This is a genomic window from Streptomyces sp. Edi2 (assembly GCF_040253635.1).
Taxonomy (GTDB): domain Bacteria; phylum Actinomycetota; class Actinomycetes; order Streptomycetales; family Streptomycetaceae; genus Streptomyces.
In genome coordinates this window covers 9,028,389-9,052,107 of the sequence record NZ_JBEJGX010000003.1, presented here as the reverse complement: position 1 = coordinate 9,052,107, position 23,719 = coordinate 9,028,389, and the positions used below count along the sequence as shown (strand labels likewise).

Here is a 23,719-nt window from a genome sequence, read left to right as displayed (position 1 = left end):
CCCATCTCCCCATCTCCTCACCTCCCCCTTAACTCTTCTCGTTCGGCTCCTTGTGTTGGATCGCGTTCACCAGTCCGGCAACCAGGTTGGCCCGCTCGGTCATGGCGTCGACCACCAGGTACTCGTGGTCGGCGTGGGCACCGCCCCCGACTGCTCCAAGGCCGTCAAGTGTGGGCACCCCCAGGGCGGCCGTGAAGTTGCCGTCGCTTCCGCCGCCGACTGCCGTGCTTTCGAGGTCAGGAAGCAGCTGCTGTGCCACGGCGAAGAGCGTGGCCGACGCCGACTCGGGCATCGGTGGCCGGCTGACGGCTCCCTGAACCGTGATCTGCGCCTCATCGAGATGCGGAGTCAGCGCCGCGAAAGCGGACTCGATGCGCTCCTTCTCGTCGGCCGTCTCGACCCGGACGTCGACGATGACGGTCGCCTCGGCGGGAACGACGTTGTCCAGGGTTCCCGCGGACGCGACGGTCGGGGTCACGGTCGTACCGATCCCGGGGCGTCCGAGCGCTGCGATATCCAGTACCTGGTGGGCGGCTTCGATGAGGGCGTTGACCCCGGCCGCGGGCTCCAGGCCCGCGTGCGACGCGCGGCCCGCGATGGCGATCCGGAACGTGCCGCAGCCCTTGCGGCCGGTCTTCAGGGCTCCGCCCTCAGCGGCCCCCTCCAACACCAGCACAGCACCGCAGGCAAGGGCTCGTTCTTCGAGGAGAGCGCGAGAAGCACCGGAGCCGACCTCTTCGTCGGCGGTCACCAGGATCTCGACACCCGACCGGTCGTCGAGCGACGCCACGCCGTGAACGGCCTGTACCAGTCCGCCAAGCATGTCAAAGACCCCGGGGCCGGTGGCATGCCCGTCCTCGACCATGAACGGACGGCGTTCAAGGGTGCCGAGCGGAAACACCGTGTCGTGGTGACCGAGGATCAGCACGGCGGGATCGCCGCCCCCTGCCCAGTGGACATGCGGCCCGGCTTCGCTCTCGACGAGGGCGGCCCGCCCGCCAAGGCGGTTCTCCAGGATGGCGGCGACAGCTTTGGCCGATGCCGTCAAGGCGTCGAGGTCGCGTGAAGGGGACTCGGTTTCGACGAGTGTCCTCAGGTCCTCGAGCATCGCGTCGACACGTACTTGGACGGCCTTGTGCATCGTCATAGCGCCAGGGTAGTCGGCATGCTGTGGCGGACTGGCGCTGTCGGTGGAGGGGTGGCGGGCCGAGGGGCGGTGGGGTGGGAGCGCCACGGGGAAGCTCGGTGGGGTGGGAGCGCCACGGCGGCGCCGGGACGGCGGCGCCGGGACGGGCACGGGTATATGCGCCATGGTCCGCGGCGCCCGTACGCCTCCTGGACGCAACGCCGTACCGAGCCCAACCGCGCCCTACCAGCGCCCACCGCGGCCCCGCGCTGCCTACCGCGGGCGGAGGGTGAGGACCTGACGAGGCAGCCGTTCACGCTCGTCGTAGGCGAAGTCCACACCTGCTGCGCCGGCAGCGGCGAACGACGCCATAAGGGCCTCGTCGGATGCGAACTGGGCCGTGGAGACCACGGCGTCGTCATCATCCGTGACCCAGCATGCGGCGGACAGGCAGCCCGGTGTCGTCCGCAGTACTTCCACGGCCTGGTTCACGCGCGCGATGAAGTCGTCGAAATGCGTGGGGTGCGGGTAATGAATGCCGACGAAACCGACTGTCATCCCGCCACCTCCTTTCGTCGGCACGGGGCGTTCCCGCCCGGTGACTTCCCCCTGCACCGCGAAATATACGGTGCCGTATGCTTCAAGAGTAGGCCACCGCGAAACGCTGTCAACACCACACGCGATACTGAGGACATGCCTGCCGTCACCCGCACACCACGCAACAGCTGGATCGAACAGGGCCTGTCGGCGCTGGCCGCCGGCGGCCCGGACGCCGTCCGGATCGAGAGCCTTGCCCGGGCGCTCGGCGTCACCAAGGGTGGGTTCTACGGGCACTTCGCCCATCGCGATGCGCTGTTGGAAGCAATGCTCGACACGTGGGAACGCGAGAGCGTCGACGAGGTACGCGACCGCGTCGAGCGCGAAGGCGGTGATGCACGGGCGAAAATCCAACACGCGGGACGGCTCGCCTTCTCCAGCGACCGTCTGCTGCCGATCGACCTCGCCATCCGCGACTGGGCGCGGCGCGACGAAGCGGTCGCCGAGCGCCTGCGCCGTGTCGACAACCGGCGCATGGACTACGCGCGTGAGCTGTTCGCCGGCATCTGCTCGGACCCGGAGGAGGCCGAGGCCCGCAGCCTCCTCGCCTTCTGCCTGGCGGTCGGCAACCACTTCCTCGCCTCCCACCACGGCAACCGGACCCGCGCCGACGTCCTCTCTGACGCCGCCGACCTCGTACTCAAACGCCCGCACGATCGCCGGGCCTGAGGGACGTCCGCGCCCGCCGCTGGCGCGCCCGCCGCGCCGCTCGGGGGCGCGGAACCTCCCTCCTCGGCGGAGTCAGCAAGGCGACGGCAATGAGACCGAGGAGCCGGCCGAGAGACTGGGGAGCCGGCCGAGCGGGCCGGACCCCGTCCCGGCTGCGGTGCGGGGCAGCGCGGTGTAGTGCAGTGCGGTGCAGTGCCTCGGATCGTCGGTACGGGAATGCCGAGTATCACTGCGGGCATCGCTGCTCACAGACGGTCTCCGGCCGACAAGAGCGGCCGCCGGTCTCGACCGCAGCGACCGGCCTGCAGCAGCCGGCCTTCGCCGTACGCCCATGCCGCTGGCGGAAGTTCCTCCTCCCGCCCGCTCAGAATCACGGTCAAGGTGCCCTCTCCGGCATTCCCGGTGGCGGGCTGTTGGCCGATCCGGCGCAGCGCCTGGGCGGCGACCGCGTCGGCCGTACCGTACAGAGCGAGCGGTGGCCGCCCGGGGCGCTGCACGGCCGCGCGGATGCGTTCGGCGATGAGCTCGTAGTGGGTGCAGCCCAGGACTATGGCCTTTGCCTCGTCCGGCGTGCGCTCCGCGGCGGCGGCGACCGCACGTGCGATGGCCGCTTCGTCCGCGCGCTCGACGGCGTCTGCAAGTCCGGGGCACGGCACCTCGGTGACGCTCACATCGGCCGCGAACTCCTTGATGAGACCGCACTGGTAGGGGCTGCCTGTGGTCGCGGGGGTGGCCCAAACAGTGAACGGCCCGCCGTCCGCGGCGGCCGGTTTGACCGCCGGGACGGTGCCGATGACGGGCAGATCCGGCTCCAGACGGGCACGCAGGGCGGGTAGGGCATGCACGGAAGCGGTGTTGCAGGCGACGATCAGCACATCGGGCCGGTGCGCGGCAGCCGCTTCGGCGACAGTGAGGGCACGGGCCGTGAGCTCCTGCGGGGAGCGTGGACCCCAGGGCATGCCATCGGGATCGGAGGACAGGACGAGATCGGCGTCGGGCCGCAGACGGCGTACCGCGGCGGCTGCCGCCAGCAGTCCGATTCCCGCGTCCATGAGCGCGACCTTCACCCCTCCCTCGCGCCGCGGTGTCGGTACGGCTGCCGGGTACTCCTCGTGACAGCGCTGAACGTCGCCCTCGCGCCGATCCCTGATGTCCTGCTCCACGCCACTCGCCTCTCGTGTGCCTGTTGCTTCATGCCACTGGCGGAGAGTTTGTACCGTCATTGGTCTGCACGGCATGACCAATTCCGGGAGAGTGGTACGGGTTCGGGTCGGAGTTCCGGTTCGGTTTCGGGGTTCAGTTACGGGTTCGGGGGCGGAGGGATTACGGCCGCGCAGGGGCCGCCGCCGCGGGGCGGCCGATAGCTCCGACCCAACTCACACCCCTTGAGCGACAGTTGAAATTTGAGAGTTGCGGGTTGCGGGTTGCGGGTTGCGGGTTGCGGGTTCGACCGCGGAGGGCCCCGGTCGGGCCATCCGCCGGATCAGCCCCCACCGCCTGGGCCGGGCCCCACCGCCCGGCCCAGGCGGGCGACGTCAGTCGACCGGCTCGTGCGGAACAGGTTGGTCGGAGCGGACGCCCGGGGCCTTCGGAACGCCGGTCCGCCCGGTGCCGGCCTGATCGGTGTCGGGAACCGTCTCGTCAGGTCCCTCACCTTCGCTCTGCGAAAGTTCGGGATCCCACGGATCAGGCACTTCACTGGCGGCATCAGCCTGGTGGCTCGGCAGGTCATGCGGCACCGGAGTGCCGTCTTCACTGGACGTGTCACGACGGGACATCGGTTGAGGCGCCTCCTCTATGGCTGTGCGGTGTGGAGGGTGGTGCGTACCGCGCGGTGTCCTGAGCCGGTACCCGGGCTCCACTACGCCATGCTCGACGCGCGATGAGACACAGACCACGCCGCTCACGCACGCCGACCCGCCAGGGGACGAGCAGCCAGACGCGCCTGGCTTCGGCCGGTCAGCCCCGTGCGGTCAGTCCGCCCCGTCCGGCCAGTCCGACCAACTGGTGCGTTCGTATGTTCTGGCCCGCCCAGGCCTACCCCCTGCCGTGGCGGGTGCGCGACGATGAGGCATGCCCGATCCGCACTGCTCGAACTGCTGTCCCGTCACCCCGCCCAAGCCCGAGGCGCCTGTCCCGTGGCCGGTCGGGGCGCTGCTGTGGCTCGCCGTCATCGGCGGGGCCGGGGCGGGCCTGTACGTACTCGTCATGTGGATGGCGTCCCACCTGTTCTGAGCTGTCGTATCACGACGTGGATTCGACAGTCCGCCGGCCGGTTTTCCTCACCGGTCTCCTGGTCGGGCTGCCCGCTCTCCGCCGCAACATCAAACTCGGCGTACGGGCCGCGCTCGACCAGCGAATCACCATCCGCGACAACACGCCGCCCGTGACCAGCGTCCTCACGCCGGCCAGGCATCGCCTTGGACGCGCGCATGCAGATGCTCAGTACAGGAACTCGGCGCTGCCCCCGACGAGATCGAAGTCGGCCAGACCGATCAGGCCGACAGGGCTGCCGCCGCGAGGCCCACCGATCGCCCAGATCGCTGCCTTCTCGGCCTGCCAGCGCTGCTGCCACCGCAAGATCCGGTCACGGGCCTCGTCCACGGTCAAGTGTCCAGGCCGGTTCCAGTGCTGGATGTCCGGGTCCTGGCCTGCGTCCGCGAGCACCTCGGCGTCATCGAGGGACCACGGTCGCAGCTCAAGATTGCCGGCCAGGCCGAACACGGGCTGGCCGGCCTGACTCATCCGGTCCGAGGGCACCACGGCAGGTATCGGAGCAATCATCGGAGCATGATGTCAAAGCCTTGAAAGGATTGACGGCATTCCGAGCATCCCGGTGAAACCATGAAGGCCAACGAGGCCCACCGAACACCCACGGCGGGGCCCTCCCGCTACCCCGGACATGCTCACCTCGAGTGGCAAGCCCATGTCCCCATCTTGACCGGCACTCAACACCCAAGCTGCAAAGCAGTTCCCCGGCGCGTACAAGCTGCGATAGCGGTTCCCCGGCGCGTGGGCGTCGGCCCGGTCGAGGTGGATGGCGGCGAGCCCCACGCCGAGGAAACCATCCGTATCCGCCTCTCCGAGGGCATGATGTTCCACGCCTCAAGGTGGCCGCCGACGATGGGTCCGAACGAGCGGGCCGACTCCATCTCCCCGGCAATTATGTGGTGCCGGGAAGATGGAGTCGACATCGATCAGCCGCCGAAGTCCTGCCCCACCGTGAGGGCGCTCGCGGCGTAGGGGAGAGACGGCAGCTGGGCACCCGGGGCGATTTTCCCGAGCGTGGCGTACTGATAGCAGGGGAAACGGACGCAGATCGCCCGCCGGGCGGGACCATAACGAAGAGTGAAGTGTGTCCCGTTGACGAAGGACCGTGCCGAAGCCGGCAGCTTCACACCATCGGTGCCCGCCTTCTCGATGTTCGAGGGGGGAATCACGGTGACGTCGCCCGAGAGCGCAGGCCCGCTGTAGGAACAGAGGCTTCCCGCCGGGCAGCTCTGTGCTGCCTGTGCCGGGGTCGTGGAGCCGACAGCGCCGAGTAGCAGGGCGACGGCGAAGCTTGCAAAGGCTCTTTCACGCTTGCGGAACAATGACCTACTCCGAATCCTTTGAGTGATGGAATGGGTACTGCGTGAACGGCTGTGAACGGTGTGTCCGGGCCGACCGGTAACGACTCATCTGACAGTGACGGGCGCCTGCTCCCCATTCACCAGAAGCGCAGCATCCGGGGGTGGAGATACCCAATTTACCGAACCTGGGACGCTTTTCTATGAGCCCTGCTCGGTCAATGAACTCATGGGCGTCATTGCGCCTCGCAGAATTGCGTTGCCGGGTGCTGAATTTTTGTTCGGTTGCGCGCGTCCTGCGTACTTTCCTTTGTGCCGACTTCACTCCCGCCGAGGGGGCGCCCCGCCTTCCCGCTCCCTCTCCCCCCTCGCACACCCGTCCAACGATGACCGAATCGCCTCGCCGAGCAAGACGACGCCGGGTGGGTACACGCCGTGTCCCCGCCCACGCCCGGGCGGGTACACGGTTCATTCAGCAGCGGCCACGGTGGTCACTCCGGCGGGTTCCTGGCGATCCCGTCCGTCCCGGATGTTCCGTCCCTCCCGGAAGTCCTGGCCATCGTGACCGTCGTGGCCGCGCCGGTCTTCCGCGCCCTCCGCGCCTTCCCTGCCCTCCGCGCCATCGCTGTCACAGTCGTACGACGGGCTCCGTACCGACGCTGGAGTACCACCGCGGCCGGCGCCCCCAGCACCATCAGCACGGCCAGGGGCAGCACCCGCAGAGCGCTCTACAGCGGGTCCAGCCCGAGGACATCCTGGAGGAAGTAGGTGCTGACGAACAGTGCACCGAACATGGCGGCCGACGCGGAGAGCAGAACGGCCAACGCCGCGGCGACGGGCGGCGAGCCCAGAAAACCGAGTGGCAGCAAGGGACTTGCACTACGTCGCTCCTGATGGAGGAAAGCGGCACAGGCGGCCGCGGCCGCAACCGCTCCGGTCGCCGTAACCACCGTCCAACCCCTCTCCGGCAGCGCGACGAGGGTGTGCACCAGACACAGCAGCGCCACCGCGAGCAGGCAGGCCCCGGGGAGGTCGAGTCGGGCGGAGAGGGAGCGGTCCGTGGCGCCGGCCGAGGGTGTCCGCGGAGCCGCCTGCGTCGCAATCGGGACGCGTACGGCCAGAGCCAGTACGCCGGTCACGAGCGCGGGCAGCACCGTGAGGAAGAAGACGGCTCGCCAGCCAAGGTGGGCGACCAGCACCCCGCCGATGACGGGGCCGGCGGCGGCCGACAACCCGGTATGCCACTGACTGGTGTGCCGCCGGCCGACGCACAGGGGGGCGGATCGAGCCGCAGCGGCTGGTCGACTCTGCGCGGTCGCCACCGCCGACCGGATCACCTTCCGCTGCACCCTCATCCAGACCGACACCGAGTCCTACCGCTTCCAGCCCACCGAGTCCGAACAACACACCCCAGCGTGTTTCCCGGGTGCAGCTCCCGGCGCGTTTTCCAGCGCGTTCAGCAAACGGGACTGATGTACAACGGTGCCCTTCAGTAGTCTGATGCGCTGGACAAAGGAGTGCCGCAGATGAGTTTTCGCCTGAAGGCGATCACCCGCGAGGAGCACCTGGCCTTCGTTATGGCCCGGCCCTCAGCGAGTCACATGCAGGTTCCCTCCTGGGGGGATGTGAAGCCGGACTGGCGGGCGGAGAGTCTGGGCTGGTTCGACGGTAACGGCCGTCTCGTCGGCGTGGGACTGGTGCTGTTCCGGCCCCTGCCGAAGCTCAAGCGGTACCTGGCATATCTGCCTGAAGGGCCGGTCATTGACTGGGCTGCGCCCGATCTTGAGCAGTGGCTGAAGCCGATGCTCGCCTATCTCAAGGCCCAGGGCGCGTTCTCGGTGAAGATGGGCCCGCCGGTCGTCGCCCGCCGCTGGAGTGCGGAGGCGGTCAAGGCTGCGATTGCCGACCCGCAGGCCAGGCGGCTGGGGGATGCCAAAGCCACCACGCACGAGTCGCCGGCTTTCGACGTCGCCGACCGGCTTCGGCAAATGGGCTGGCAGCAGACCGAGCCCGGCAACGAGGACGGCTTTGCCGCCGGTCAGCCGCGCTATGTCTTCCAAGTCCCGTTTGCCGGACGGTCGCTGGAGGATATCCAGCGTGGCCTCAACCAGCAGTGGCGCCGCAACATCAAGAAGGCAGAGAAAGCAGGCGTCAAAGTCGTCCTCGGCGGCTACGACGACCTGCCCGCCTTCTACGACATCTACGTCGAGACCGCCGAACGCGACCGCTTCATCCCACGCCCGCTGAGCTACTTCCAGCGCATGTGGACCGCGCTGACGGCCGAGGACCCTCACCGCATGCGCCTCTACCTCGCCCACCACGAGGGCGAAGTACTCGCGGCGGCGACGATGCTGACCGTCGGTGAGCATGTCTGGTACTCCTACGGTGCCTCTACCAACCGAAAGCGCGAGGTTCAGCCGAACAACGCCATTCAGTGGCGGATGATGTCCGACGCCCATGCGCTCGGCGCGAGCATCTATGACTTCCGAGGCATCACCGACACCCTGGACGAGAGCAACCACCTGCTGGGCCTCCTCCGGTTCAAAGTCGGCACCGGCGGCCAGGCCGTGGAATACCTAGGCGAGTGGGACTTCCCCCTCAACAAGCTCCTGCACAAGGCCCTCAACCTCTACATGTCCCGCCGCTGAGCCCGAAAGGCGCGGACTTTCGAACAGCTTCCCCGGTCGACGTCCCACCCGCCCAGGGCGACAAGGACAGCGTCCGCGACGTCATCCACCAGTTCAACGAGATCGGGTCGGCCTGCCCCTCCGCGGGCGGGATGCCGTCCCTGCCTGCAGACGCCTGACCTGACGCCTGACGACGAGCACTTCATCATCGAGACGGCCACCACCCACCCGACAAAGCTCGGCAAGCCCTTCACTCGCTGGTCAGTCCGGAAACTCGCCGATCATCTGCGGCGCAACCTCGCCTGTCCGATTCGGATCGGACGCGAGGCCGTTCGATGCCTCCTCGCCCGTCGCCGGGGCACCTTCCAGCGCACCAAGACCTGGAAGGAACCGAGCCCACCACCAAGCCGGCGAATTGCTGCGGTCGCAGTTCTAGCCCCAGGTGAGCGGGTCGAGATGGAGGTAGAAGCGCAGGCGGTCATGGTCGAGGGTGATGCCGTACTTCTCAGCAAACGCCACGTCCGCGGCCCGCGCCTGCTCCTCGTTCGGCCATGTCTCGCGCGCGTTGGCGAGCAGCAGCGCAAGGTCGGCGTAACGGTCGGCCAGCCCGAGGCGGCCCAGGTCGATGAAGCCCGATACGTTCAGGGTCTGCGGGTCGAGGATGATGTTGGGCAGGCACAGATCCCCGTGGCAGACGACCGTGTCGGCGGCCTCCTGTTCCCGTCGCCGCGCGACCTGCGCGACGAGGCGGGCCAGCAACTCGGCGGCCGGCGTGTGCTGCTGCTCGACAGGAAGGAACTCCGGGTTCACCGCCTCGCGGGTCACGACGTCACGCGCGACGGCGACCATGCCGTCCAGGCCCCGGCGGAACGGGCACTCCCCCACGGGCACCTCGTGTAGCCGGCGGACGGCGTCCGCGATGCGTTCCCAGGCGACTCGCAGGTCCACGGCGGACACCTGGTCAGCCGGTACGCCGGGGACGGCGCTGGTCACCAGGCAGGCACCCGCGTTCCCGGAGCGCCAGTCGAGCACCCGCGGCCCCGGTATGCCCCGATCGCCCAGCCATGCGATCCGGTCGCGCTCGGCCTTCAGGTCGACGGCGTCCGCAGCGGGCACGCATTTGGCGTACCGGGCAGCGTCCGCACTGCGAAAGACACCGGCTCCCGACTCGCCCGCAGTGACGGGCAACCAGTCGCCGTCGCCGCCACCCGCGCCGAGCAGCACCGACGATACGGTCTGAGGTCCGGGATGCTCGCTCATAGCAGCCACTTTAGCCAGCCGGCAGCCAGGTAGCCCGGTAGCCCGACATCCGGCTCGGACCCACGACTGGGTGGAGGCACGGACATCCGAGAAGACGTTTCATGCCGCGTGGGGGGTCCGGCAACCTGACCAAGGCTCTCAAAAAACACTGTTCCGTCCCTGGGCGGCCATGCGCATCCCGCGAGTGCTCCGAGCGGCGAAGCCGTCATGCCTGGAGCGCGCAGGTCTGGCGCCCCGGTGGTTCACCTTCTCTCTGCGAATGCGGGGTGTGTTCGTGTGTTCGCGACATGGATCGGCGAGCGCGTCGGGGTGACCAGGTGACGGGCGTTGGTGTTGCGTCGGTTTGGTGGCCAGCCAGCCTGTACCCAAGCGCTGTACGTAAGCGTTCGCCGACTGCCCGTCCGACGGGGCGAGAGTGAGGGCCACATGCCTGAGCCGGCCGCCAGGGAATGATGATGCAGCCGGCTGCCGGGACCAGTGTCTGACGCACTGACGGACGCTCGGCGGGCCGCGGCGGGTGCTACCAGGCGGTGATGGCGGCGCTGGACCGCAACCTGAGGTGGGAAGTGCCGCCGCAGAGCAACCACCGCAGGCTGCAGGCTCCTGGCCGGCGCACGCACCGCCGCGTCATATACATGGCTCTCGGTGCCGCTGGGCTCGCGAATTCACGTGTCGCACGTGCCAGGTGTATGCACGGGCTGCTGGTCGCTGACCGTGCCCGCCAGGAGTCGTACCGGCCGGGTCGTACCGGCCGGGAGCCGTGCCGGGCGGGCCGGCGTCGCGGGACTGGTGGCTACGACTCGGCCACGACGAGGTAAAGCGTCACCGCCGCGAAGAAGGGGCCGGTGGAAAGGTGGTCAAGCCAGCGTTGTGCGCCTTCCTCGGTGAGGTAACCGGCGGCCACCGCGCGCTGTGTGGTGCGCTCCAGTCCAAGGATTTCGTCGGCCGCCCGGGCATCTCGGAATACGGAGGTGATCGGGATGACCGCAGGGACCGCGAATCCGGCCTCTGTTGCCAGCCTGGGGAGCTGCCTGCCGATGCGGGCGTTGCGGACGACCTTGTCCGTGACGAACTGGGTGTAGGCGCGCGAAAGGCCGCTGTCCGGATGGTCGACGGCCAGGGTGTCCCAGTCCGGCTCACCCATGATGAGCCGCCCGCTGGGTCGTAGTACGCGGTGAATCTCCCGGAGCGCTCGGACAGGGTCGGCGACGTGTTGCAGCACCCGGTCGGTGCGGGCCCGGTCGGCGGTGCGGTCCGGCAGCGGCAGGTCGTGGATGTCGCCGAGTCGGACTGTGACAGTGTGCTGCCCGGCGGTGCGCTCCCTGGCGGCGTCGACCGCGGCCCGGTCGTGGTCGACACCGATCACAGCGCCTGTCGCGGCGGCAGCTTGGGCGAGCGAGGCGAGATCGGTTCCGGGGCCGCAGCCCAGGTCGAGCACCGTTTGGCCCGGGCAGATGTCGAGTTCGTCGCGCATGCGCCCCTTATAGGAGCGGCCGTGGTCGGTCGCGGCGACCCGATCGAGGTAGACGATCGGGTGGGGAGTGTCGGTCTCGAACGCGGATGAGGTCATACGAAGCAGTCAACCAACTCCGGTAAGCCGACGGGGTCGGTCTCGGGGTCGGTCGGTCTCGGGGTCGGTCCTGGCAGTAAGTTTGCGGCGGTGGTGGCCGCCAGTGCTTCCCATGCCCGCGGGGGATACGGAAAGAGGCCCCTCCCGGCCGGCGTGGCCGACCATCTGCCACACGACGTGTTCATCGCCGCTGCCTACGCTCGCCCGCCTGGCCGCTCCGATGCCGGTGTGAACACAGGACGGGAACAGGCCGCGCAGCACCAGACAGGGCAGGGCAGGGCAGGGCTACACCAGGATCAGGACCCAACTCACTTAGTCCGTACGGCTCTTGGCACTCACTGTCCAGGACGAGGCGCGATACTCGACCAGTGGACTCTATCTACCGCAGTACGACGGGCAAGGAGCTCATCCGACGCTGGTGCCTCGACCAGCTTGATGCCTGGCAGGTGCCGCACGAACGCAAGACCACGACCGCCAACGGCGCACAAACCCACATGGTTCTCGCCGGCTCTGGTGAGATGACGGTCGTGTTCGTCCCGGGCACCAACTTCAACGCCGCCACGTCCCTGCCGCTGGCCACCGCCCTGGTCGCCGCGGGTTACCGGGTCCTGCTGGTGGACGTCCCCGGCCAGCCCGGTCTCAGTTCAGGCGAACGTGGACTCTCCCGCGGCCGGTTGTCCTGGTATGGCGCGTGGCTGAGCGAGGTCATCGAGAAGCACTCGTCCGGGCCGGTATCGGTGATGGGCCATTCGTTCGGTGCCGGCATCGCCTTGTCCAGCGGCTCCCCCCGGATCGACCGGCTCGTCCTGGTGTCCCCTGGCGGGCTGACCAAGCTGAGGTTGACCCCCACTGTGCTGGCTGCCTCGGCCGCCTGGTTTCTCCGCCCCACGCCGACGCACAGCGCCCGGCTCCTGCGCGCCATGCTCGCGCCCGGCCGGCGGCCCCGCGAGGAACTGGTGCACTGGATGACACTGGTCGCCCGGCACTCGCGCTCCAGCGGGGCACCCGGCGCCGCTGCCCTGCCCGCCCGGGCAATATCCCGCCTGGCTGTCACGGGAGAGCACGATGTCTTCCTCCCTCCGAGGCGGCTCGGCCCCGCGGTGCGGGCCGCCCTCGGCGCCGATCTGGGCGTGATCCCCGGGACCGGACACCTGGTGGTCGAAGAGTGCCCCGGATATCTGGCCACCTTGCTGAAGATCCCGAGCCGGCCTGCCTCCGATGCCCCGGTGGGGTAGCCGACATCCGAGCGCCGTGCCCTACCGTGCTGCGCTGCACTGTGCCATCCCGTGCCGTGTTTACCGCCCCCTCCCGGATGGAGATCCACCCGGCGGAGCACGCCCGTCGTTCCCCAGGCATGAGCGTATAAGCAGATCCTCAAGTGACGCGCCGTGCTCGATACTTTCGAGGGTTCGTGTCATCGAGGCCAGAGCGGCCAGGAGTCGCAGTGGCCCGGGAGTCCAGGAATTTCAGGGGCGCAGGAGTGCAGTGGTGCAGGAATTCAGAGGTGGAGGGGTGTCGATGGAGGAACTCGCGGCTCCGTACGAGCAAACGGGCTTTGTGTTCGCCAGTGACGCGTCTCATGAATGCCTGAAGGCACCGACGCCTGGTGGGCGGGTGATGCTGCCAGTGTTCACACCGCCGTGGATCGTGGTCGAACACTCACTGGAGCGGGTATCGGTCACCCGCTGGCCTGGGCGGCTCTTCCGGGCCCGGGTGGTGCCACCGGTGACGGATGAGGAACGTACCGCGATGGCACGAGCCGCGCGAGGTCTGTCGTCCGGCGCCGGCTACACACGCGCCATCGCTGTCGACCTGCTGGAGGAGCTCTCCCCGTCGGTCCTCTTCGGCTCTCACGGCGACCACGTAATCCGCGTCCTTGAAGCCGGGCTCGTCCTGGACGAGGAAGGCGCACGGGAACTTGCGTCCGCTCGACACCCCGAAGCCGATGAGGAGTACCACAAGGCATGGGGTCGGTGGCTCGTGAACCAGCCGGAAGGCAAGCACTACCGGAACCAGGATCACGCATCGACCTTGTCGATCGCCGGGGCCGGACCTTCCCGGTCACCCGTCGGGCACGGATTCTCGCTGATCTATTGGGTGGTCACGAAGAGTGCCCAGCAACGGGCAAGAACCAGTTCCTTCCTCCTCGATGAGGACGGGGAAGCAGTTCTCGCAGATCCGTGGGATTCAGCCCTGAGCGCTCTGCTCGATACCGCGATGGCCTTCGGTGGGCCGCACTTGTTGGACCGCGATGCCGCCATCGTGCTGACTGCCGCCTGGCACGCAGTATTTGACCCGGAAGACGTCTAAGGGGAGCTCACAGGATTGTTGGCAGGACCGTGTCCCGCTCCCGCTGCCCGTCGCCTCGTTGGGCAAGCCCCGGGGGCGGGATAGGCCTCGCAGCGGCGGCTGATGAGGGATGACCCGTGGAGTCGGGTCGAACCGCTGACGTCGGTTTCGCACTCGATCGCCCCCTCCCTCCCCTTCCGCCTCCCCCTCACGGTCAAGCGAGTCCCACGACAGTCAGCCAGCCTGCACAGTTGCGACCCACCGTGGGGGTGAAAGGTCCGGTCCCCGCATACGACCCGCCTCTGTATACGCCTCGCCGCGAGATTCATTGGGTGTATTACCCATCTCTCGTTTGAAGCGTTTGAGGGGAGGGGTGTAAGCTCCACATAAGAGGCACATATGCGGCAAATCCGACTCATCCGGGGCGGCCGCCAGGAGGCGGTTAGCCCAGGGAACTCCCGAGCCTCTGGTTCTCGCCTGTGGCGAGGACTCAATCATCGGGTGGCGGGCCGCCAAATCCCTAGCAATAAGAAGGTGTGGACCTATGTCCACCAATCGATTGACACGAGCCATCGCGCTGACCGCAGGAGGGCTCCTGCTGGCTGGTGGTGCAGCGGTCGCCACTGCAGGGACGGCTACCGCCGCCGCCCCGACACATGCGCCATTCAGCTACTCCAGCCACGTGGGCGACGGCCACGGCTGGGGCGACCGCTACGGCCACGGCTATGACTACGGCTATGGCGACTACTACGACTACGGGGGCTACTACGGCTATGGCTTCGGCCCCAGTGTCATCGTCGTCTACTACGGCTGACGGCAGCCGCTGATGGCCGTCACCTCCTGACGGCCAAGCGTGCACCCCCTGGTGCCCGGGATGTCCATCCCGGGCACCAGCCATCCCGGGCATCCGCCATTCCGTCGTTCCGTCGTTCCGTCGTCAGCCAGGACAGCGTTCCGCCGGGGCGCGCCACAGTCGTGCGGCCTGGGCGGCTGCGACATCGCCGCTGCGGTGCGGTGACGTATTGAATTTGCATGACCGGGGCGGACTAATACGGTCGGTGTGCGAGTCAGCACAGTGAGTTTGCTGCGGTGTGCGGCCGCCGGCGGAAGGCCGTTGAACGTGGCCTGTTCGTATCGGGCCGCGGCGGACGCAGCGCAGATGGGGCCGCCAAGGACCCGACGCAGAGTGAATGCTCCGTTCACGACCGGGCCGCCCGCCTGCTCATCCATGAGGAGAGGGACGTGTGGCGAGCCCGGAGCACCGTGATCACCGCCGCCACTGTCATTCCCATGACCATTACCACCACGATTCCGCTTGCCCAGAGCGCCGGCACGGCCTCGCGCCGTAGTGCGCGAGGCCGTGCCAGCACATGGGTCATGCGATCGGACGCGAGGGCGCAGATCGCGGGCGCCTCCGGGAACTTGGCGCCGCAGACTCGGGCGTCGGCTCGAGCGCCGAGCCAGGCGCCGAGTGGGGCGGCATCGGAGTGCGGAGAACGGTCAAATTGTCATGTACCTGTCATGCATACGTATAGAACTTGGTGTGATCCAGCAAGTCGGCCGGGGTGACGTCGTTCCATGGCTTCATCGTGTCGTGGAGGTCAACGACGTCGGGTGTGTTGCCGGTCGGCAGATACCCCGACTTGGGGTGCAGTCGCTGCCAGTCGGCCCACAGCTTGTCGATGAAGCAGTGGTGCAGCCAGAAGACGGGGTCGTTGGGCGAGGCGCCGGTGGTCATCTGGCCGCCGACCCAGACGTGCACGCGGTTGTGCAGATTCGGGCCGCGCCAGCCCTCGATGTTGTTGCGGAAGCCGTCCGAGGAGCTGTTCCAGGGAGCGGCGTCGTAGGTGGTCATGGCGAGCACCCGGTCGACCTCGGCCCGGGTCGGCAGTTCGCGGACCCCGGTTCCGAGCGAGCGGCGCAGGAACGTCCGGCCGTCCACGCGTATGTTCATCGGCCACTTGCCGTTGCTGAAGGCGAACGGTCCCGAAGACACCCGGCCGTCGCCGCTCCGCCCGTCGCCGCCGAGGAAGTCGTCAGCCCAGATGGAGCTGCGGGGTGTGCGGTCGACGGTCCAGTCCCAGTAGGGCAGGGTGACCGACGGGGTGATGCTCTGCAGGGCCTCCTCGAACTGCAGGAGGAACCTGCGGTGCCAGGGGAGGAATGACGGGGATCGGTGACCGGTCCGTTCTCCGTTGTCGGTGTCGCCGATGATGAAGGCGTTGTGGGTGCTGATGAACTCGTCATAGCGGCCGCTGTTCTTCAGCTCCAGCACCGCATCGACGAAGTTCCGCTTTTCGGTGGCGGTGAGGTCCGCCTGGTTCTTCCGGACTGCCATGTCGAGGACTCCTCGGTGGGGGGACGGTCAGGGGAAGACGTCAGCCGGTGACGACTGGGACCAGATCGGCGCCCTGCAGTTCACGAACGGCGGCGCGCGCCACGGCGCGTGGCGTGGTGAACGTCTCGTAGTGGTTCACGAGGCTGATCCAGGTGCCGTCCGCGTTCCGCATCACATGGAGGTCGTCGTTGTCGATGCGGACGACGAAGTCCATGCCGTCGTGGGGTCCGGCCGGGCCGGCCTGGGCATCTGTATGGCTTCCCTTCCGCTCGCGGCTTCCGTGGCTTCCGCGCTCCGGGTTCTGCTCGTCCGCCGGCCAGCCCTCGATGTGACGGCCCTGGTACACCTCGTCGAAGGGCTCCGGCATTTCGTGACCGCCGGGGTGTCCGTTGCTCCCGGGGTTTCCATCGCCCGCTGGGTGCTTGTGGCCGCCGGCGGGGCGGGCGACGGCGGTGTCGGCCAGGGCAACCGGTGCGGCGAGCGCCGCTCCGGCAAGGGCCGCGGCGCTGCCGTGCAGCACCTGTCGTCGGGTGGGACGCGACATGTTCCACTCCTCTGTTCTGCTCGTCTCGGCTCCTCCTTTGTTGCGAGGCAGCAGAGGAGGTCTTCAGCCGGCGCGCCGAAGACCGGCCCGCGCCGCCACATGCTGGCAGGGACGAGGGGATCATCAAGTGGCACCGTCGGATCAGGCAACGAACGGGCCAACACCTTAGGGAAGGTGCAGAGTTCAACGGCGGTGATCGTGCTCATGCCCCGGCGCACCAGCGCGCGGAACCGGATATTCCGCGCGGTGGAGCGCTATCAGCCGGAGATTCTTTTCTCCCGCTGCCGAAACCGTGAGACGTCGCACGGCCGGAACTCGGCGCGAATGCACGGGCCTTGGGGTGGCTGGTGTTTGGGGCCTGTGCTTTCGCATCAGTGGAGATTGGTGGGTGGTGTGTGATGTGTGGTGTGGTGTGAGTGAGGGGCAGTCGGCCGACGCGGCCTGGAACGCGACCGCTTCCGGGGTCGGCGCCGGGTCCGACGCCGGGGTCGGGGCCGGGGGTCGGGCGCTGAGGCCGACTCCGCGTCCGCCCGTGGGCTCGTAGCGGGTGAACATGCGGACCGTCGGCCAACTACTTCGCGCGTAAGGAAGACAGCGCTCTCGGCCACCGCAAAGCTCTCAACGACGAGTCCCCTGGCCGGAGCCCTCGCCGTCACCGGCACAGTAACTGCTGCCGATGCTGCCACTGCTGCCGCTGTCGTAGACCCCCTTGCCCGCTCCGGCTCTCGACGCCCCCGCCGAGGGGGTTACGCCCGCCCGCACCGCTCACGACACGTCCAGCGACGGGCGAGGTCGCCGAGACCTCAACGGCAAGCCCGTACCCGCGGGGAGTGACGAGGCGTGGCGTGGTGCGGCGGCGTGCGCGAGCCTCGTGCGCGAGCGCGTCGTGCGGCTGGAGCCGACGCCGTCACCCGACCCTTCACCGGGAGGCGTCGGGCCCCACCGACGGCAGGTAGGCCGGTGCCCGCCAGGCGTCCAGCCGGTGCTGCACCGCGGCACCCAGCGACAGGAGCTTGGCATCCTGATGGTCACCGGCCATCAGGAGCAGGCCGACGGGCAGCTTGTTCACGAACCCGGCGGGCACCGACAGCGACGGATACCCGGCGACGGCGGCGGGGGTCGAAGACGGGATCACATCGTTGTCGCCGCGGGCACAGTCGGTCGTCCAGGCGGGCGGGTTCGTCGGTGCGGCGATGGCGTCCAAATGGTGGGCGCTCAGGGTCTCGTCCATGGAGCGCCGGGAAAGGTCCTTCAACTCGGCGCGCTTGGCGCGGTATGCGGGGTCGGTGGTGGGAGGCGCAGCGAGGGCCTGCTCGAACAGCTCCTGGCCGGCGAAGCAGGTCCGCTCTTCTGGGTGGGTGCGGTGGAAATCGATCAGTGCGGCGAGGTTGCGGGGCCCGTGGCGAGTGGCGAGGTAGGCGTTGATGTCCCGGTGGAACTCGCTGAACAGCGCCGGGAATTCGAGTTCGGCGAGACGTTGCTGATACGGCGGTGTCACCTCCACGACCTCAGCTCCCGCGGTACGCAGATTCTCTGCCGTGCGGGTCATCACGGCGTCCACCTCCGGCCCGAGCGAGGGCAGCCGCCACAGGCCGATCCGCTTGCCGCGCAGACTGCCGCGGTGCGTCAGCTCACCGAGGAGGTCGGAGGAGCCGAGGGGGCTCGTGGGACTGACAGGGCTGGTGGAGCTGGTGGAGCTGGTGGAGCTGACGAGGTCGGAGTGGCCGCCGGGGTGCGAGGCGTCGCCAGGACGCGGGGCCTCGCCACCGCCGACGAGGACGGAGAGGGTGAGCGCGGCATCGGTGACATTGCGGGCCATGGGCCCCGCGGTGTCCTGTTCGGCGGAGATCGGCACCACGCCGGCCTGGCTGACCAGTCCGCGGCTGGGCTTGTGGCCGACCACCCCGTTCATCCCGGCCGGGCACACGATGGAGCCGTCTGTCTCGGTACCGATCGCCACCTGCGACAGCGAAGCGGCGAGCGCAGCAGCCGAGCCGGAAGACGAGCCGCACGGGTTCCGGTCCAGTACATACGGGTTATGGGTCTGTCCGCCCACCGCCGACCACCCCGATGTCGGCTTGGCCGCCCGGAAGTTCGCCCACTCGGAGAGATTGGTCTTGCCGAGGATCACCGCCCCCGCGTCCCGCAGCCGGGTCACCAGCGGGGCATCGGTGTCCGGCGGGCTCCCGGCCAGCGCCGACGACCCAGCCGTTGTCGGCATGTCGCGGGTGTTCACATTGTCCTTGAGCAGGACGGGGATGCCATCGAGCGGGCCGCGGGTATTACCGTGCCGGTGCCTGGCATCGCTGGCGGCGGCCTGGCGCAGAGCCGTCGGGTCGGTCCGCAGCACCGCGTGGATCTTGGGGTTGATGGCCTTGATCCGCCGCAGGTAGGCGGTGGTCAGTGCCGACGGGGTGAGTGAACCGTCCGCCATCCGGTCCTGTAACTCCGGGATCGTCACCGTGTCGAGATCGACTCCCGGCATCGGGGACGCGTCGGCCGACGGCGGCGAACCGACGGCTGCCCCGGCTTCAGTGGCTGCCGCGCGCGCACTCGGTGCGCCCACCGAACGCACCCAACCCGGCGAACCCGTCCCACCCGCCCCACCCGTCAAAAGAGACCCTGTCGCCAGGGCGGCGGCCAACGTGGCAACAACGCTCCTCTTCCCCATGAGAGTCAGCGCACTACATTCCGGCCCCCGGCACAAGGGTGCCGCAGCATGTCCGCACGCCGTGCCAACCTTCGCGCCACGCCGACCCATCACCGCCCCGCCACCGCCGCCCCGCCACCGTCTCGCCGCCATCCCAGCCGCCCGTGCCCCGGCTCGTGCCGCCCGTAAGCCCTCCCCCTGTGGGCTCGTGCGCGGTGGCGGTCCTTGCCGGAGGGAAGCTCGGACGGACCGTCACACCACGCGGTCGTTCCTCATGCCGTCGATCTCGGTTACGCCGTAACCCAGTTCGGCGAGGATCGAGTCGGTGTGCTCGCCGACGGCAGGGACGTCGCCCATGCGCGGAGTGGCGCCAGCGAGATCCACCGGTGGCAGAAGCGCAGACACCACTTCTCCCCCGGGTATCCGTACGTCCCGCCAGCGGTCCCGGGCGCTGAGCACGGGGTGCGCCAGGAACCCCTCGATGTCGTTGACCCCGGCGTTGGCGATCCGCGCCTTGTCCAGCAGCTGCATCGCTTCTGCGCTGTCCGACGTCCTGAACCGTTCGGCAACGATCGCGTTCAGTTCGTCGCGGTGGGCCACGCGGTCGGAGCCGGTGAGGAAGCGCGGGTCCGCGACGAGGTCGGGGCGTTCCAGGAACTGCTCACACAGTGCGGCCCATTCGCGCTCGTTCTGGATCGACAACAGGACGTCCTTGCCGTCCGCCGCGGTGTAGGCGCCGTAGGGAGCGATGGTGGCGTGCTGGGTGCCGATCCTCGGGGGCTGGGTTCCGCCGTAGGAGGTGTAGTAGGCGGGCTGGCTCATCCACTCGGCGAGGGCTTCGAACAACGACACCTCCACGGAGCGGGCGACGCCTTTGACCGCGCGGGTGAACAGAGCGGTGAGGATGCCCGAGTAGGCGTACATGCCGGCGGCGATGTCGGCTACCGACACCCCCACCCGGGCCGACTCCTGTGCGCTGCCGGTCAGGGAGACCAGGCCCGTCTGGCACTGCACGAGCAGGTCGTAGGCCTTGCGGTCGGCCCACGGCCCGGTGGATCCGTAGCCGGAGAGGGAGCACGAGATCAGTGACGGGAAGCGCTCTGCCAGGGCCTTCGCGCCCAGGCCCATCCTGGCGGCCGCGCCGGGGGCGAGGTTCTGCACGAAGACGTCCGCTTCGGCGAGCAGGCGCCCCAGGACGTCCCGTCCCCGGTCCGACTTGAGGTCGAGCGTCACGGATTCCTTCGACCGGTTGAGCCACACGAAATAGCTCGACTCGCCCTTGACCGTCGTGTCGTACCGGCGGGCGAAGTCGCCCCCTCCCGGGCGCTCCACCTTGATGACCCGGGCCCCGAGATCGGCCAGCTGGCGGGTGGCGAAGGGGGCTGCCACCGCCTGCTCGATACTGACAACGGTGATGCCGGAAAGCGGCAGGTCTTCGGTGAGTTCGGTCATGCGGTGACCTCCAGGGCAGAGCGGGTGACTTCCCACTCCCCCATCCCCCGTCCTCCATCCCCCACCCCCGTTCCCCGTACCCCATTCCCCGCGCCCCGTCACGCACTGGTCGCCACGCCGGCGTTGACGAGGATCTCGCGTGCCGCGAGGGCGGTGCTCTGCGCAGCGGTCAAACCGCAGGCCGCCAGGTGGGCGTCCACGATCCGCAGTCCGGCCTCATACCCGGCGAAGTCCGGCCGTCCCACGGGCCGCTGCCCCATGTGCCGCGCGGCGGCGTCACCGAAGACATAGGGGGCAGGTTGGGCATCCCGGCCACATCGATCCCGGCGGTGATCTTCTCGTAGGCGTCGTCCAGTTCGGTGCCGGTCAGGCCCGTCGACCAAGGGCCCATGGCCTGCTCGCCGGCCAGCTCCCGCACGAACGCCTCGGCCAGTCCCTCGGCCACCACCTGTTCGCCCACCGTGACGGTCCTCGGGTCCCAGGCCACATTCGCATAGCGCACGTTGTGGTGGAGTTCGTGGGCGGCGGCGTAGCCGATCTTCGTCAGGCTCGTGTCAGTGGGCCACATCGTCAGGTGGATCGCGCCCGGGATGCCGCCCATGCCGAGGTAGCCGGCGCTGCGGACGGTGAGGTGGTCGTCGTCGGGATCGCCGAGCACCACGACCACGTGCACGGTCTCCGCGTGCTTGATGCCGGGCGCCGCACCGTTGAGTCGCGCCCACGCGCTGGCGAGAGAGTCCTCGATCCGAGTCCACACCCCGGCGTCCTGCAACCTTCTTAGGGCGGGCAGATAACGCGGATCGTCACGGTCGGTCCGGAAGCCACAATCCAGCTGGTGCATCTGGACCAGGTCCATGTCACCCACCGTGGACATCACACTCTGGAGCGGGTTGAGGATGTCCCGCAGCGCGTCAGGCCGCTCCGCCAGGGGCCGCCGCAGGCAGTGGCGTATGTCGGCGTGGTGTGTGTCTGCGCGGCTTCTGTTGCTACCTCACCTCATCGAAGGGGCGTGGACGGGTTCGGGCCGATGGGCTGGACTTCGGTGTGCGCCATCAGCTGTACGGGGTCGTGGTCGCCGTCTTGGCATTCGGCCCACTCCCAGTAGTGGGAGCCAGGGCCGGTCTGGGCGTAGCCCAAGCGTGCGAGTGCCTGCCCGCGTGCGGTGAGAGTCGGCACGTGCGGGCCGGGAAGTTCCGTGCAGGGCCAGTCGTCGGCGGGGACACCGTAGAGGACCACAGCGATCTCCCAGCGTTCGTCGCCGGGCGGCCGGGTCAGCTGGGCGCGGGTGAGGTGGCCGTTGGCCGTCCGCTCCGGTTCCGGGCCGGGCAGCTCGGCCTGCGGGTCGGGGACCTCGGTCTGCGGGTCGACGGGATCGGTCCGTGGGTCAACGGGACCCGTCTGCGGGTCGACGGGGTCGGTCTGCGGGTCAACGGGACCCGTCTGCGGGTCGACGGGGTCGGTCTGCGGGACGGGAAAGTCGGCACTCACGTGTTCTCCTCACTTCAGGCGGCATCAGTCACGACTGACGACACCGACGGCACCGGTGACGACCGTTGTGGGCGGGGAGCGTGCCCGCCCTACGAGCGGTAAACCCCGAACCACCCGATCAGCCCGCCCCTTCCCCGTCAGTGGCTCTGGCTGCGAGTGAGGCTGAGGCGGTGAACGGTGTTCTCTGCCCTTACCCAGCGCACCGGACACGAAAGGGATTCACCCCCGCGGATCCTCCCGGCGCCCTTCGCCCATGGTGCGCGAGAGTGGGTGAAACCGCAGGTGGAGGCACGTGGCCGGCATCGGCCGGGCCGATCACGCCGAGCCGGTGCCATCCCTGGTTTGGCCTCTCTCTGGATGCTTGCCAGTGTGACGTTCTGTTACCTGGGTAGGGCAGGGGGCGAGCCGGGACGGCATCGCGGCGGCGGTCAACCTCGCGAACCGTCCCGGCCCGATAGTGCACAGAGAAAGGAACCGACCGTCATGAAGAACATCTGGGCGTACCCGGCAGACGTTGGCTACCAGGGACAGGAGCCGTTGACGGGGTTCACCGTGGAGACCCCTGACGGGACGTTGGGGCAAGTGGAACGTCAGATGAACGAGCCGGGCAGGCAGCATCTCATCGTCGACACCAGCGTGTGGGTCTTCGGCAAGAGTCTCCTGGTCCCCGCCGGCATCGTTCACTCCGTCGACACGGCCACCAAAACCGTAACGGTCACCCATGCCAGGGACGAGATCAAGGCCGCTCCCCGCTTTGCCTTTGACAGCCAGACCGCCGAAGTCGGCTACCTCACCGAGGTCGGCAGGTACTACGCAGCGCTCGGACAGCCCGCCGCCCTGTGAGGAACGAGACGGAAACCGAGGCCCCCACTGCTCCCACGGGGCGTCAAGCCGGGTTCCTGGGCGACTGAAGCCGCCAGCGGCCTCGGTTCGGCGGTGAGCGGCCTCGGTCCGGCCGTCAGCCGCAGTCACAGCCGCAGTCACAGTCGCAGTCGCGTGCCCGGCGGGAAGGTGATCCCCTAACCCCGGAATAAGCGCCGCACCAGGCCGCCCCCTTCAGCCCCGGCAGACGCTGCTGCGGGCATACGTGCCGTCACGGCCCACCTTGGGCCGCGACGGCACGATGCATGTCGGCCGAAGCAGGTCGACCGAGCCGCACGAGGAAATCGCAGAAACCGCACGAGAAACCGGACGAGCACAGGGCACGAGCGAATGCCGCCCCTTTTACTTTGCGACCAGGGCAGCTATGCGCCCAATTTATCAGCATGCATAACCTCCTCACTCAATCTCCTCGTCGCTTTCCGCAACGAGCGAGAGGGAAGTTTGCCCGGGCGACATCGCATACTTCATGCGTTCCTCTCCGCCCCACCCCTTTCCCTTCCGTTCCGTTCCGTTCCGCTGCATTCGGTTCCATTTCGTTACATACCGGCTGGCTTTGCACCAAGTTATTGCCCGTAAATCCGTAATGCATCTCGCCGCACCTGAGGAAATGCAGGCCAGAACCCCTTGAGGAGCCGTGGACGTGGGCGCTCCAAGGGGG

The 23,719-nt window shown here is 68.6% G+C and carries 21 protein-coding genes and 2 pseudogenes; 8 read left to right on the top strand and 15 right to left on the bottom strand.

Annotated features, from left to right (window positions below; all coding sequences use genetic code 11):
- Positions 1 to 28: 28 nt before the first annotated feature.
- Together ABR737_RS43180 and ABR737_RS43175 are read right to left on the bottom strand one after the other, a co-directional pair.
- A complete protein-coding gene (locus ABR737_RS43180) occupies positions 29 to 1,147 on the bottom strand; it encodes a M20 family metallopeptidase (RefSeq protein WP_350256612.1) in 1,119 nt (372 codons plus the stop codon).
- A 252-nt stretch (positions 1,148 to 1,399) separates the two neighbouring features.
- Entirely contained in the window at positions 1,400 to 1,684 is a 285-nt protein-coding gene (locus ABR737_RS43175; RefSeq protein WP_350256611.1) for an antibiotic biosynthesis monooxygenase, read from the bottom strand.
- A 135-nt stretch (positions 1,685 to 1,819) separates the two neighbouring features.
- Between ABR737_RS43175 and ABR737_RS43170 the strand changes: the two genes are divergently transcribed.
- On the top strand, positions 1,820 to 2,392 hold the full coding sequence (locus ABR737_RS43170) for a TetR/AcrR family transcriptional regulator (RefSeq protein ID WP_350256610.1): 573 nt from the start codon (positions 1,820 to 1,822) through the stop codon (positions 2,390 to 2,392).
- A 245-nt stretch (positions 2,393 to 2,637) separates the two neighbouring features.
- On the opposite strand, the gene ABR737_RS43165 is transcribed toward ABR737_RS43170, so the two are convergent.
- Positions 2,638 to 3,459, bottom strand: coding sequence for a glutamate racemase (locus ABR737_RS43165; RefSeq protein ID WP_350257142.1), 822 nt, complete (start codon positions 3,457 to 3,459; stop codon positions 2,638 to 2,640).
- Positions 3,460 to 3,927: 468 nt separating this feature from the next.
- Positions 3,928 to 4,170: a hypothetical protein gene (locus tag ABR737_RS43160; protein ID WP_350256609.1), complete on the bottom strand. Its 243-nt coding sequence runs from the start codon at positions 4,168 to 4,170 to the stop codon at positions 3,928 to 3,930.
- 295 nt (positions 4,171 to 4,465) lie between these two features.
- On the opposite strand from ABR737_RS43160, the gene ABR737_RS43155 reads away from it, so the two are divergent.
- Positions 4,466 to 4,627 (top strand): hypothetical protein, encoded by a 162-nt coding sequence (locus tag ABR737_RS43155; protein WP_164993132.1) that lies wholly within the window; start codon positions 4,466 to 4,468, stop codon positions 4,625 to 4,627.
- Between the two features lie 207 nt (positions 4,628 to 4,834).
- Here the strand turns inward: ABR737_RS43155 and ABR737_RS43150 are convergent, their stop codons facing one another.
- From ABR737_RS43150 to ABR737_RS43140, 3 genes are all read right to left on the bottom strand, one after another.
- Complete coding sequence (locus ABR737_RS43150) at positions 4,835 to 5,176, bottom strand: GNAT family N-acetyltransferase (RefSeq protein WP_350256608.1); 342 nt, start codon at positions 5,174 to 5,176, stop codon at positions 4,835 to 4,837.
- Positions 5,177 to 5,589: 413 nt separating this feature from the next.
- Positions 5,590 to 5,985 carry a peptidase inhibitor family I36 protein gene (locus ABR737_RS43145; RefSeq protein ID WP_350256607.1) on the bottom strand — a complete coding sequence of 132 codons (396 nt, stop codon included), beginning with the start codon at positions 5,983 to 5,985 and terminating at the stop codon, positions 5,590 to 5,592.
- 704 nt (positions 5,986 to 6,689) lie between these two features.
- Positions 6,690 to 7,193, bottom strand: coding sequence for an MFS transporter (locus tag ABR737_RS43140; RefSeq protein ID WP_350256606.1), 504 nt, complete (start codon positions 7,191 to 7,193; stop codon positions 6,690 to 6,692).
- Between the two features lie 294 nt (positions 7,194 to 7,487).
- Here ABR737_RS43140 and ABR737_RS43135 point away from each other — a divergent pair, with 294 nt between their 5' ends.
- Both ABR737_RS43135 and ABR737_RS43130 read left to right on the top strand, forming a co-directional pair.
- On the top strand, positions 7,488 to 8,609 hold the full coding sequence (locus ABR737_RS43135; protein ID WP_350256605.1) for a lipid II:glycine glycyltransferase FemX: 1,122 nt from the start codon (positions 7,488 to 7,490) through the stop codon (positions 8,607 to 8,609).
- Positions 8,610 to 8,662: 53 nt separating this feature from the next.
- A pseudogene (locus ABR737_RS43130) lies at positions 8,663 to 8,978 on the top strand (helix-turn-helix domain-containing protein); the annotation flags it as partial.
- 42 nt (positions 8,979 to 9,020) lie between these two features.
- Here ABR737_RS43130 and ABR737_RS43125 read toward each other — a convergent pair.
- Both ABR737_RS43125 and ABR737_RS43120 read right to left on the bottom strand, forming a co-directional pair.
- On the bottom strand, positions 9,021 to 9,848 hold the full coding sequence (locus ABR737_RS43125) for an APH(3'') family aminoglycoside O-phosphotransferase (protein ID WP_350256604.1): 828 nt from the start codon (positions 9,846 to 9,848) through the stop codon (positions 9,021 to 9,023).
- Positions 9,849 to 10,641: 793 nt separating this feature from the next.
- Positions 10,642 to 11,418 (bottom strand): methyltransferase domain-containing protein, encoded by a 777-nt coding sequence (locus tag ABR737_RS43120; RefSeq protein ID WP_350256603.1) that lies wholly within the window; start codon positions 11,416 to 11,418, stop codon positions 10,642 to 10,644.
- Positions 11,419 to 11,786: 368 nt separating this feature from the next.
- On the opposite strand from ABR737_RS43120, the gene ABR737_RS43115 reads away from it, so the two are divergent.
- The 3 genes from ABR737_RS43115 (at position 11,787) to ABR737_RS43105 (ending at position 14,521) form a co-directional block, all read left to right on the top strand.
- Positions 11,787 to 12,653 carry an alpha/beta fold hydrolase gene (locus ABR737_RS43115; protein ID WP_350256602.1) on the top strand — a complete coding sequence of 289 codons (867 nt, stop codon included), beginning with the start codon at positions 11,787 to 11,789 and terminating at the stop codon, positions 12,651 to 12,653.
- Positions 12,654 to 12,903: 250 nt separating this feature from the next.
- On the top strand, positions 12,904 to 13,728 hold the full coding sequence (locus ABR737_RS43110) for a hypothetical protein (protein WP_350256601.1): 825 nt from the start codon (positions 12,904 to 12,906) through the stop codon (positions 13,726 to 13,728).
- 523 nt (positions 13,729 to 14,251) lie between these two features.
- Entirely contained in the window at positions 14,252 to 14,521 is a 270-nt protein-coding gene (locus ABR737_RS43105) for a hypothetical protein (RefSeq protein WP_350256600.1), read from the top strand.
- A gap of 705 nt (positions 14,522 to 15,226) precedes the next feature.
- Here the strand turns inward: ABR737_RS43105 and melC2 are convergent.
- The 6 genes and pseudogenes from melC2 to ABR737_RS43075 form a co-directional block, all read right to left on the bottom strand.
- Entirely contained in the window at positions 15,227 to 16,045 is an 819-nt protein-coding gene (gene melC2 / locus ABR737_RS43100; protein WP_350256599.1) for a tyrosinase MelC2, read from the bottom strand.
- Positions 16,046 to 16,085: 40 nt separating this feature from the next.
- Positions 16,086 to 16,589 (bottom strand): apotyrosinase chaperone MelC1, encoded by a 504-nt coding sequence (melC1, locus tag ABR737_RS43095; protein ID WP_350256598.1) that lies wholly within the window; start codon positions 16,587 to 16,589, stop codon positions 16,086 to 16,088.
- 919 nt (positions 16,590 to 17,508) lie between these two features.
- The gene (locus ABR737_RS43090; protein WP_350256597.1) at positions 17,509 to 19,260 is read right to left on the bottom strand and encodes an amidase family protein; all 1,752 of its coding nucleotides are present in this window, start codon (positions 19,258 to 19,260) and stop codon (positions 17,509 to 17,511) included.
- 231 nt (positions 19,261 to 19,491) lie between these two features.
- Positions 19,492 to 20,691: a CaiB/BaiF CoA transferase family protein gene (locus ABR737_RS43085; RefSeq protein ID WP_350256596.1), complete on the bottom strand. Its 1,200-nt coding sequence runs from the start codon at positions 20,689 to 20,691 to the stop codon at positions 19,492 to 19,494.
- 98 nt (positions 20,692 to 20,789) lie between these two features.
- Positions 20,790 to 21,532 (bottom strand): annotated as a pseudogene (locus ABR737_RS43080) (DUF2268 domain-containing putative Zn-dependent protease).
- A gap of 155 nt (positions 21,533 to 21,687) precedes the next feature.
- Complete coding sequence (locus ABR737_RS43075) at positions 21,688 to 22,179, bottom strand: DUF6303 family protein (RefSeq protein ID WP_350256595.1); 492 nt, start codon at positions 22,177 to 22,179, stop codon at positions 21,688 to 21,690.
- Positions 22,180 to 22,662: 483 nt separating this feature from the next.
- Here ABR737_RS43075 and ABR737_RS43070 point away from each other — a divergent pair, with 483 nt between their 5' ends.
- On the top strand, positions 22,663 to 23,022 hold the full coding sequence (locus ABR737_RS43070; protein WP_350256594.1) for a PRC-barrel domain containing protein: 360 nt from the start codon (positions 22,663 to 22,665) through the stop codon (positions 23,020 to 23,022).
- Positions 23,023 to 23,719: the final 697 nt, after the last annotated feature.